Source organism: Nocardioides pakistanensis, assembly GCF_054781215.1.
The window spans coordinates 23368-34217 of sequence record NZ_BAAGUV010000029.1; the positions used below are offsets into that span (position 1 = coordinate 23368).

The following is a 10850-nucleotide window of genomic DNA, read 5'->3' on the forward strand; positions in this document are numbered from 1 at the left end:
GCCGCATGGGGCCGCGCCGGGTCGGGTACAACGGGTCCATGAGCGAACGCACCGCTGTGACCGTCTCGGACAACACCACCGAGAGCCGCTACGACGCCTCGACCGACGCGGGGGTGGTCGCCGGGTTCGCGGAGTACCAGGACCGCGACGGGGTCCGGATCTTCACCCACACCGAGGTCGACGACGCCTTCTCCGGGCAGGGCGTGGGCTCCTCGCTCGCGCGGGGCGCGCTCGACGACGTCCGCGAGCGCGGGCTGAAGCTGCGCGCCAAGTGCGAGTTCATCGCCGGCTACCTCGAGAAGCACCCGGAGTACGCCGACCTCCAGGCCTGATCAGCGCAGGGTCAGCACGAGCTTGCCGGTGGCCCGGCGCTCGGCCATGTCGGTCAGCGCCTGCCGCACGTCCTCGAGCGGGTACGTCGCACCCACCGGCGGGTCGATCACGCGTGCCTCCATCATCGGCACCAGCTCGTCCCACTGCGCCCGCATGAACCCCTGACGCGCCATCGCGTAGGCACCCCAGCCCACACCGCGCACGTCGATGTTGTTCAGCAGCAGCCGGTTGACCTTGACCTCGGGGATCGCACCTGCGGTGAAGCCGACCACCAGCAGCCGGCCGAGCGGCGCCAGCGAGCGCAGCGAGTCGGTCATCAGGTCACCGCCCACCACGTCGAGCACCACGTCCACGCCGCGGCCGCCGGTCAGCTCCTTCACGGCGTCGCGAAACCCGTCGACGAGCACGGCCTCGTCAGCGCCGGCGGCCTTGGCGACCTGCGCCTTCTCGTCGGTGGAGACGACCGCGATCACCCGGGCGCCGTACCCCTTGGCGACCTGGATCGTCGCGGTCCCGACCCCGCCGCCGGCGCCATGCACCAGGACCGTCTCGCCCTCCTTCAGCTGCCCACGGGTGGCGAGGGCGAACTGCGCGGTGAGGTAGTTCATCGGCAGCGCCGCGCCCTGCTCGAAGGTCATCGTGTCGGGCAGCGGGAAGACGCTCTCGGGGTGGAGCGCCACGACGTCGGCCCCACCGCCGTACGGCAGCACGCAGGCGACCCGGTCCCCGGCGGCGAAGCCGGAGCCGTCCGGGGCCTGCCGAACCACGCCGGCGAAGTCGACGCCGAGCTGGAAGGGCGGTTCGGGCTTGAGCTGGTACTGCCCGGCCGACAGGAGCAGGTCGGGGAAGCTCACCCCGACGGCGTGCACCTCGACGACGACCTCACCCGGCTTCGGCTCCGGCTCGGGCACCTCGACGACGTCGACCCCGCCGGGTCCCTCGAGCCGGACCACCTGGACAGCACGCATACAAGCTCCTCAGCAGATCGGGTGCCCCGAGTATGCCTGCGTCGGTCAGCGGGGCTCGACCAGGGCGGCGAGCTCGAAGTGCATCGGGTCGGTGTAGGACCAGTCGCCGCCCCAGGCGAAGCCCCACCGCTTGAAGACCTCCACCACCCGGCGGTCGATCTCGCCGGTCGTACCGCGCAGGTTGCCCTGCACGTTGAGGTCGACGGCGATCCCCCAGGTGTGCAGCGACAGACCCTTGGCGGGGTCGCCGGCGATGAACCGCGGGGCGTAGCAGCCACCGAAGTCGCCCGGGTCGATCCGGTCCGCGAGGCCGACATCGACCACCTCCTGCAGGGCGCCCCGCAGCTGGGGCAGCATCACCCGGTGGCAGGTGACGGTGCCCAGGATCGGCACCGTCTCGGTGCGCAGGTTCGCCGCGGCCCACGCCGGGTCGGGCTCGACGGTGCCGTCGTCGAACCAGCGGTAGCGGAACGACCCGACCGCGTCGGCGACCGAGCCACCGGTGAGGGAGGCGGTCTGCGTGCCTGAGGAGGGCACCTCGGCGGCAAGCCGGGTGACCGTGACCCGGCGCCCGAGCCGCCGGCCCAGCGCCTGCTCGACGGAGGACGTGTCCCCGTCGACGGCGATCAGCACCGCGTTGCCCGGCACCATGCCGAGCTGGCTGCCACGGACCGGGTTGACCACGGCGTCGACACCCGGGGAGAGCGTGGCGTGCGCGCCCACCCGCAGGCTCGCCCCGGTGCCGCTGCCGATCGGCAGCTCGCCACCGAGCGGCAGGCCGAGCTCCTCGACCAGCTCCGGGGAGGCGGCGAGATCTCCCTCGGCCACCCGCTGCCAGACCGCGTCGGCGCGGGCGGCGACCTCGGGAGTGAAGCGACGGTACGACGACGGGTCGGCCGCCGCCAGGGTGACCATGCGCCCAGCGACCGGCGCAGCGGCCATCGCCACCACGAGCGTCGCGCGCACCCCCTCGGTCGCCGTGATCCGCCGCAGCGTGCCGGCCGGAAGCGTGTCGCGGCCGGTGACCAGCAGGTCCGCGCTCTCGACCCCGCCGACCAGTCGCCCCGGTGCGGTGGCCGCGACGGCCGGGTCGTTCAGACCGTTCCGGTCAGCGAGCGCCGAGGGCCCGGCGGCCACGGAGCTCATCTCGACCGCCCCGCTCCCGGGCAGCGCGCAGCCGGCGGCGACGACTGCCAGCAGGGTGCACACCACCACCGCCGGGCGCGGGCTCCGCGCCATCGTTCACCTCCCCGGCACGATTCGAGAACGCGTTCTACCGCGGTAGAACGATGGACCCGACAAGGGGTCACGCCGACCCACCCATCTCGGCCGCCCACGGCGGCGAACCCCGCACATGACCGGACCCGCCTCCCGCCCACCCGTCCGACGCCGGATTCGCCTGCTCGGCGGCCTCGCCGGCCTGCTCGCGGCTGCTGCCGGCCTGGCCGTGTCCGAGGCGGTCGCCGCCCTGCTCCCCGGGGTCACGTCCCCGCTGCTGTCGGTGGCCAACCGCGCCGTTGACGCGGCGCCGCGCCCGGTCAAGGAGTGGGCAATCGAGACGTTCGGCACCGCCGACAAGCCGCTCCTGCTCGGGGGCGTGCTGCTCACCGTCGCCGTGCTGGTCGCTGCCGTCGGCGCGGTCTCGGTGACCCGGAGGAGCGCCGGGTACCTCACGCTGGCCGGGCTCACGCTGGTCGCCGCTGCGGCGGCGGTCACCGACCGCGCGGCCTCGTCACCGACCGCGATGCGCCTGCTGCCCGTCGCCGTGCTCGCAGCCGTCGCCGTGGGCGCACTTCAGGTGCTACTCGGCGCATTCGGTCGGGCGCAGACCCCGCCCGCACCGGCACCCCAGGCGTCCCCGTCCGGGTCACCCCGGCCCGGGAAGCCCCGCCTGCTGCTGTCCGCACGCGGCGACGGCGACGGTCTGCCCGCAGGCGCCGTCGGCGGCCCCCTGGCCGCGCGGGTGGCCGGCGACGACCTGTCTGTCGCCTTCGACCGCCGCGCCTTCCTCCGCTCGGCGCTCGCGGTCAGCGCGGTGGCCGCCGCCGGCGGCGCGGTTGCCGGAGCGTACGGCGGGCCCGCGGCTCGTGCCTCCCGGGCGGCGGTGTCCGTCCCCCTCCCCGACCAGCCCGCTCCCGCGCTGACCCGCGCGATGACCCTGGACGTGCCCGGCATCACCCCGTACCTGACCCCGAACCGGGACTTCTACCGGGTGGACACGGCGCTGAGCGTGCCCGACGTCCCCGTCGACTCCTGGCGGCTGCGCCTCCACGGTCTTGTCGAGAAGGAGCTGGACCTCTCGTTCGAGGACCTGCTGTCCGGGCGGCTCGTCGAACGCCGGATCACACTGACGTGCGTGTCCAACCCCGTCGGCGGCGAGTACGTGGGGAACGCGACCTGGATCGGGGTGCCCGTGCGCGACCTGCTCGAGGAGGCCGGTGTCAGGGCCGGCGCCGACGCGGTGAAGTCCACCAGCGCCGACGACTTCACCATCGGCACCCCGCTCCAGGCGCTGCTCGAGCGCGACGCGCTGCTGGCCGTCGCGATGAACGGCGAGCCGCTCCCGCTCGAGCACGGGTTCCCGGTCCGGATGGTGGTGCCCGGCCTCTACGGCTACGTGTCGGCGACGAAGTGGCTGGTCGACCTCGAGGTCACCCGCTTCGCCGACTTCGAGGCGTACTGGACCAGCCGTGGCTACGCCGCCGAGGCGCCGATCAAGACCTCCTCGCGGATCGACGTACCCCGCTCCTTCGCGCGGGTGCCGGCCGGCCCGGTCCCGGTCGCCGGCGTTGCCTGGGCCCAGGACCGCGGCGTGACCGGCGTCGAGGTGCGGGTCGACCAGGGGCCGTGGCGTCCCGCCCGGCTGGCGGACGAGGACAGCGTCGACACCTGGCGACAGTGGGTCTGGGAGTGGGACGCCCGGCCGGGCACGCACCTGCTCGAGGTCCGCGCCACCGACGCGACCGGCTCCACCCAGACCGCCGAGCGCGCGCCGATCGCACCGGACGGCTCGACCGGCTGGCACAGCGTCCAGGTCACCGTCGAAGGCCCCGCAAACGGCTGAGCAGACGGCTGAGCAGGCGGCCGAGCAGAAACCTCCAGCTCGGACCAATCCGGCGCCGTCGACGCCCCGAACACCCTGTGACACAAGGCGATACGCCGGCCGGCGTCGCAGCTCGAACCCCCACCGCACACAACCGAAGGGAAGCACCATGCGTTCGATCCGTAAGGTCGCGATCGCCATCGCCGCCACCTCCGCCCTGACCTTCACCACGGCTGCCTGCGGCGCCGAGGACGACACCGCGGAGACCTCGTCGGCCGCGACCCCGGCCGCAGAGGAGTCCCCGATGGAGGAGGACTCCACGGAGTCGATGGACGGCACCGCAGACCCCGCCGCCAACCTGGTCGGCCCGGGCTGCGCCGACTACGCCGAGGCCGTCCCGGACGGTGCCGGCTCCGTCGAGGGCATGGCGCAGGACCCGGTCGCCGTGGCCGCGAGCAACAACCCGCTGCTCACCACGCTGGTCGCGGCCGTGTCGGGCCAGCTGAACCCCCGCGTCGACCTCGTCGACACCCTCAACGGCGACGAGTTCACGGTGTTCGCGCCGGTCGACGACGCGTTCGCCAAGCTGCCCGAGGAGACGGTCGCGTCGCTGGCCAAGCCGAAGAACGCCGAGACCCTGTCGTCGGTGCTGACCTACCACGTCGTGCCCGGTCAGATCACCCCCGACGAGATCGCCGGCGAGCAGACCACCGTGCAGGGCGGCACCGTCGAGGTCACCGGATCCGGCGACAGCCTGATGGTCAACGACGCCAACGTGGTCTGCGGCGGCGTCCAGACCGCCAACGCGACGGTCTACCTGATCGACTCCGTGCTCATGCCCGGCTGACCCAGCACTCCCGAACCGATGGCCCCCGATCCCTCATCGGGGGCCATCCCCTTGTCGGGGCAGCTCTGGCGTGCCGGCCACGGCACGGGGTACACCGGGGACATGACAGAGAACCAGCAGGAGCCCCGTCCCGGGCAGGAGCCCTCCGACGCCGAGCGCGACCTCGCCGCGCACGAACGGCCGGAGCGGGGACTGATCGCCGACGAGGACCTCCCGGAGGACGTCCGACCCGGCGACGACAACCCCCTGGCCAAGGACCCCGACGAGGACGAGCAGCCGTCCGGTCCCGGACCCTTCGGGGAATAGGACGGCGCCAGGGCGGTTGGGGTCCGATGTGACCCGACGACTCCTCCAGCTCTTCGCCGGCCTGGTGCTGTACGGCGCCAGCCTCGCCTTCCTGCTCCGGGCCGGACTCGGGCTGGCCCCCTGGGACGTCCTGCACCAGGGCATCGCCGAGCGCACCGGCTTCACCGTCGGCTCGATGGTGATCGCGGTGAGCTTCGTCGTACTTCTGCTGTGGATCCCGCTGCGCCAGCGGCCCGGCTTCGGCACCCTGGCCAACGCGATCCTGGTCGGGGTCTTCCTCGACCTCACGATGCTGGTGCTCGACGACGTGTCGACGTGGTTCTGGCGGGTGACGCTGCTGCTCGCCGGGGTGGGACTCAACGCGCTGGCCACCGCCCTCTACATCGGCGCGATGCTCGGGCCCGGACCGCGTGACGGCCTGATGACCGGCCTGGTGCGGCGCACGGGAAGGTCGGTCCGGCTGGTGCGTACGTCGATCGAGGTCGGCGTGCTGGCCGTGGGCTGGCTGCTCGGCGGCACGGTCGGGATCGGCACCCTGCTGTACGCCGTGGGGATCGGCCCGATCGTCCACGTGCTCCTGCCCCGGCTGACCGTCCCGCCGCCGGAGGGTCGGCTCGTGAGGAGTGTCACCTGAGCCCCCGGGTACAGTTCCCGGCATGGGAGGACGCCGTCGCAGCACGGAGCGCAAGAGGCTGAGCTGGTGGCAGGAGACGCTCCTCCTGCTGGTGCTGGCGCTGGTGACCTCGATCGTGGTCAAGGCGTTCTTCGTCCAGATGTTCTTCGTGCCCTCGGCGTCGATGCGCCCCGAGCTGATCGAGGACGACCGGATCCTCGTCGAGAAGATCTCCAGCTGGGACGGCGAGGTCGACCGCGGCGACGTGGTGGTCTTCAAGGACCCGGGCGGCTGGCTGGGCGCGACCCCCGAGCCGACCGGGGCGCAGAAGCTGCTGTCTTTGGTCGGCCTCTACCCCGACGGCGGGCACCTCGTGAAGCGGGTGGTCGCGACCGGGGGCGACCGGGTGGTGTGCTGCGACGCCGACGGGGCGATCACCGTCAACGGCGAGCCGCTCGAGGAGGGCGACTACCTGCGCGACGGGGTGGAGCCGTCCCAGAAGAAGTTCCAGGTCGTCGTACCCGAGGACGCGATCTGGGTGATGGGCGACAACCGCTCCAACAGCCAGGACTCGCGGTTCCACATGACCGACCCCGGACAGGGCTCGGTGCCGCTGGAGAACGTGGTCGGCAAGGTCTGGGCGATCGTGTGGCCGACCGACCGGTTCGAGGTGCTCGACACCCCGCCGACCTACCAGGCGGTCCCCGACCCTCAGTGAGTGTGGGTGTGGGGGTGCGTGTGGGTGTGACCCCGGGCGGGGGCGCCGGAGAGTTCGTGGGCACTCTCGACGATCCCCCACCCGGTGGCTCCGAGGGTCACCACGGCCACCGGGAAGATGCCGAGGTTCTCCTTGTCGATGTGCTCACCGAGGTCGGCGACCAGGTGGTCGAGTACGTCGACCGCGGCCGGTGAGTCGAGGTCCAAGGCCAGCGCCGCCTCGTCGAGCGACACGTGCTCGCCCTCGAGCTCGTCGACCTGCTCGACGTAGTCGCCCTGCTCCTTGAGGGCGGCGAATACCCCGGCCTCCTCACGGCGCGTGTGGCGGGCGAGCAGGTCCACCAGCTCGGAGCGCTTGCCGAGCGCGGTCGCGGCGTCGGACTCGAGCAGGGCGCGCCGCAGGTCGCCGGCGATCTCGAGCAGCCGCATGTGCTCGTCCATCAGCTCGGCGATCGGCTCGACCTGGCGGCAGCCGCAGTACTCACACACCCTGGACCTCCCCGTACACGCGTGTAGCGAGGAGAACCCAATCCCTGAGTCACGGATTCTGAACCCCGACTGCGGAACTGCCGCTCCGTGTACGGGTGGGTTCTCCTCGCTGACTTCATTGAAGCCCGCGTTCGGGTGGGTCCCAAGTGGCGCAAGGCCCGTGCTTTTCGGGACTTTCGTCCCGTCCGGCGACGGTCAGCCGGCGGCGCGACCCAGCGCGGAGTCGTCGAGGTGCTCGAGCAGGTCGGCGGGGTCGTCGTACACCTCGGCCGCACCGGCGTCACGCAGCTCGGCCTCGCTGATGCCGCCGCAGGTCAGCGCAACACACGTCAGCCCCGCCTTCTGTGCCGCCTTCACGTCCCAGACGGTGTCGCCGACGACGACCGTGCGCTCCGGGTCGAGCCGGTGCTGCTCGAGCGCCCCGGTCAGCAGGTCCGGCGCCGGCTTGCCCTCGTCGACCTCGGAGGACGTGGTGGCGCCGGCGAACACGTCGTCGCCGACGCCGATCGCGGGCAGCATCCACTCCAGGTCCTCCTCCTTGCCGCTGGTCGCGAGCACGGGGGTCAGCCCCCGGTCGGCGCAGGCCTGGACCAGCTCGGCGGTCCCGGGAAAGGCGGTGACGTGGTCGCGCAACGCCTCGTAACGGCGCGAGTGCGCGTCGACTGCGTCTTGGTTCTCCTCACCGAGCAGCCGCTCGACGAGTCCCTCGCTGGCGATCCCGATCGCGCGGTGGATCGCCGCCATCGGCACGTCATCACGGCCGACGTCGCGCAGCGCCTCCCACCAGGAGAGGACGTGGAGGTAGTTGGTGTCGAGAAGGGTGCCGTCGACGTCGAAGAGCACCCCGGGCCGGAGCTCGGTCATGGACCCACTGTGCCCCGGCCCCGGGGGTGGTCAAACGGTGATGCGCGGCTCAGGCGGCCGCGCTGCCGGCCTTGAGACGACGGGCCACCGAGATCGCGCGCTCGGCCATGTGGTCGAGGGCGTCGAGCTGCGGGGTGCCGAGCTCGATGTCGTTTCCGGCGCCGGTCACGTGGCTGACGCCGTACGGGTTGCCCTCCTCGAACTTCACCGGGTCGGTGTAGCCGGGCGGGACGATGATCCCGCCGAAGTGGTGGATCGTGTTGTAGAGGGCGAGGAGCGTCGACTCCTGGCCGCCGTGCGCGGTCTGGGTCGAGGTGAACCCGGCGTACACCTTGTCGGCCAGCTGTCCCTGGCCCCACTGGGGGCCCAGCGTGTCGAGGAACTGCTTGAGCTGGCTGGCGACGTTGCCGAACCGGGTGGGCGAGCCCAGCAGCACCACGTCGGCCCAGACGACGTCGTCGGCGGTGGCGTCGGGGACGTCCTTGGTCTGCTCGCGGTGCTCTGCCCACGCGTCCACGGAGCGCACCACCTCGTCGGGGGGGAGCTCGGCGACCTTGCGCAGCCGGGTCTCGGCGCCCGCCTTGGTGGCGGTGTCGGCCAGCCGCTGGGCCATGGCATGGGTCGTGCCCGTCGAGGAGTAGTAGATGACGGAGACGTTCACAGGCGTGTTCATGAGGTCCTCCTTCGCTTGAGCTTCGTGAGGCTTCTCAGGAGGGGTAACCGCCTGGCGAATCGCCAAACTTTCAACATTCCGCCCGATTCCCGGGCAACGCCGAAGGCCGGCCCTCCGATCTCTCGGAGGGCCGGCCTTCTCATCCGGTGGGGAGCCCCGGTGAGCTCCCCGCGGCTTGTGTGTCTCAGACGCCGACTGCCTCAGCGGAGCGGGTGGAGACGTTGGTGCCGGCTGCGTCGAACTTCGAGCGGGCGACCCAGACCAGGCCGAGGCCGAGCAGGATGGCGGTGCCACCGATGCCACCGAGCAGAGCCGCGACACCCAGGCCGAGCTGCAGCATGTTGTGGGTGACGGTGCCGGTGCCGAGCTCACCGATCAGACCGTGTACGGTGCCGCTCCAGGCCATGTCGCGGGCCGGGCCCTCGATGGGGTGCTCGCGGTCGAAGTCGGTCCAGTAGCGGCCGTCGATGTCGAACTCGTGCGGGCCGGCGGCGAAGGTCTCACCGTTGTACTCGGCGGGCTCATCGAGCGTGACGGTCACGGTGTTGTGCAGCGTGTGGTAGGTGACCGTGGCCATCTGGTACATGTACTCGGTCGCGGTGTTCACCAGCGGGTCGTTGGGGTCGAGGTCGGAGTCGACGACGGGGTACTTCCAGTCGTCCTCGAGCAGCGACATGATCGCCTCGGCGCCGGCGGTCTCGCCGCGGTCGACGAGCTTGCCGTCCTCGTTGTAGCTGAGCGTGACGTTCTGCTCGGCGCTGAGAGCCTTGAGCGAGGTGTAGCCGTCCTGCACCTTGGCGTAGGCCACGCCTGCGCCGGCGAGGAAGGCCAGACCGATGACCGAGAGAATGATCCCCAGGGTCTGAAGGCGTTTGGCCATCTGAAACACATCCTTTTGTGAGGTTTGAACGGTTCGTTCGGGTTGAACCTTGTGCCTCAAGGTTCGGCCAGGCCCGGGGGCGGGCGTAGGGGCCAAAGGTCACGAGCGCACAGGCCCTGCGACACCGAAAGTCCCGGAACTCCGACCGGGTCTCTGGACCCTTGCGGCCGCCCGACTCACCGGAGATGTCATGACTTTTCGACCGGCGCAGACCGCCCGTCGAACATGCAGCTACGGTCGTCGAGTGGCCTGGTCAGGCGGGCGCTCAGGCTCGGATCCGCCTGGCTGCATGTTCGACGGTCGCGCCAGGGCCGCAAACGCACGACGCCCCAGGCCGGAGACCTGGGGCGTCGTGATGGTGGTGCGCGAGGGGGGAGTTGAACCGGAGGATTCCACCGCTCAAATTGGACAATTTGGCCCTGCTGAGCGCGAATCCCGGGTTCCGTTTCCTCCCGTTTCGCACCATCGCCCCAGGGGGTGCGCTACACGGGGTAGCACCAGCGCGATTTTGAGTTGGTCCGGCGAATTTTCGTCCGGATAGGCCCCAGATTACGCCGGATCGCGAGATCGTCGAGCAGATGGGGAAGTGCTCCGCCCCTACGAGTCGAGATGGCTCGGCGATCGCCGGAATGCTTAAGCTGTGCGAAGCAAAGAGCACCGGCGGTGGCGCTCGGGTCCGGCCACGCACAGGACCTCAGGTCACATGGCAGCCATACTGAATCGGCTCGCAGCCCTGTGCGTCCGCCGGTGGGTCGGGCCGCCGGGTTGCTCGACTCACATTTCGCTGAGGCACGCAGGGGCTCGCGGTCGACGGCGGTCGTGACGGCTGGAACAGGTCACGATTCGAGGGAGAGGAACCGTACGGCGACTTCGTGTCGGCGGCCACGAGAAACTGCCCGGAGACGGCCACGAAGCTGCCCGCTGGCGGACATGAAACCTGCCCGCTGACGGTCATGGGATCTGCCCGACACGACGTCGTCTGCCTCGCTGCGCTGCGCGGTTGAGGCCCCTTCCTCGGGTGCGATGAGCGGTGCTGAAGCGCCCTATCGCTCCCGAGGAAGGGATGAGTTGAAGTCTGCCGAGGAGATCATGGAAATCTTGGATGCCTACGACCTGA

12 protein-coding genes are annotated in these 10850 nt (G+C 71.3%); 6 read left to right on the plus strand and 6 right to left on the minus strand.

Annotation, left to right across the window (positions count from 1 at the left end; all coding sequences use genetic code 11):
• Positions 1-38: 38 nt before the first annotated feature.
• The gene (locus ACYVIH_RS12320) at positions 39-332 is read left to right on the plus strand and encodes a GNAT family N-acetyltransferase (RefSeq protein ID WP_460869750.1); all 294 of its coding nucleotides are present in this window, start codon (positions 39-41) and stop codon (positions 330-332) included.
• Here ACYVIH_RS12320 and ACYVIH_RS12325 read toward each other — a convergent pair whose 3' ends face one another.
• Together ACYVIH_RS12325 and ACYVIH_RS12330 are read right to left on the minus strand one after the other, a co-directional pair.
• The gene (locus tag ACYVIH_RS12325; protein WP_460869751.1) at positions 333-1301 is read right to left on the minus strand and encodes an NADPH:quinone oxidoreductase family protein; all 969 of its coding nucleotides are present in this window, start codon (positions 1299-1301) and stop codon (positions 333-335) included.
• A gap of 45 nt (positions 1302-1346) precedes the next feature.
• On the minus strand, positions 1347-2540 hold the full coding sequence (locus tag ACYVIH_RS12330; protein WP_460869752.1) for a M15 family metallopeptidase: 1194 nt from the start codon (positions 2538-2540) through the stop codon (positions 1347-1349).
• 115 nt (positions 2541-2655) lie between these two features.
• Between ACYVIH_RS12330 and ACYVIH_RS12335 the strand changes: the two genes are divergently transcribed.
• The 5 genes from ACYVIH_RS12335 to lepB all read left to right on the plus strand — a co-directional run bounded on the left by ACYVIH_RS12335 (position 2656) and on the right by lepB (position 6828).
• A complete protein-coding gene (locus tag ACYVIH_RS12335) occupies positions 2656-4365 on the plus strand; it encodes a molybdopterin-dependent oxidoreductase (protein ID WP_460869753.1) in 1710 nt (569 codons plus the stop codon).
• Between the two features lie 148 nt (positions 4366-4513).
• Positions 4514-5191 (plus strand): fasciclin domain-containing protein, encoded by a 678-nt coding sequence (locus tag ACYVIH_RS12340; protein ID WP_460869754.1) that lies wholly within the window; start codon positions 4514-4516, stop codon positions 5189-5191.
• 102 nt (positions 5192-5293) lie between these two features.
• Positions 5294-5497, plus strand: a complete 204-nt coding sequence (locus ACYVIH_RS12345) for a hypothetical protein (protein ID WP_460869755.1) — start codon at positions 5294-5296, stop codon at positions 5495-5497.
• Positions 5498-5525: 28 nt separating this feature from the next.
• Positions 5526-6131, plus strand: a complete 606-nt coding sequence (yczE, locus tag ACYVIH_RS12350; RefSeq protein WP_460869756.1) for a membrane protein YczE — start codon at positions 5526-5528, stop codon at positions 6129-6131.
• A gap of 22 nt (positions 6132-6153) precedes the next feature.
• Positions 6154-6828, plus strand: coding sequence for a signal peptidase I (lepB, locus tag ACYVIH_RS12355; RefSeq protein WP_460869757.1), 675 nt, complete (start codon positions 6154-6156; stop codon positions 6826-6828).
• Here lepB and ACYVIH_RS12360 read toward each other — a convergent pair.
• The 4 genes from ACYVIH_RS12360 to ACYVIH_RS12375 form a co-directional block, all read right to left on the minus strand.
• A complete protein-coding gene (locus ACYVIH_RS12360) occupies positions 6822-7316 on the minus strand; it encodes a hemerythrin domain-containing protein (protein WP_460869758.1) in 495 nt (164 codons plus the stop codon). The two genes, lepB and ACYVIH_RS12360, sit on opposite strands and share 7 nt — an antisense overlap.
• Positions 7317-7511: 195 nt before the next feature.
• Positions 7512-8180, minus strand: a complete 669-nt coding sequence (locus tag ACYVIH_RS12365; protein WP_460869759.1) for an HAD family hydrolase — start codon at positions 8178-8180, stop codon at positions 7512-7514.
• 49 nt (positions 8181-8229) lie between these two features.
• Positions 8230-8853, minus strand: a complete 624-nt coding sequence (gene wrbA, locus ACYVIH_RS12370) for an NAD(P)H:quinone oxidoreductase (protein WP_460869760.1) — start codon at positions 8851-8853, stop codon at positions 8230-8232.
• Between the two features lie 184 nt (positions 8854-9037).
• On the minus strand, positions 9038-9733 hold the full coding sequence (locus ACYVIH_RS12375) for a hypothetical protein (RefSeq protein WP_460869761.1): 696 nt from the start codon (positions 9731-9733) through the stop codon (positions 9038-9040).
• Positions 9734-10850: the final 1117 nt, after the last annotated feature.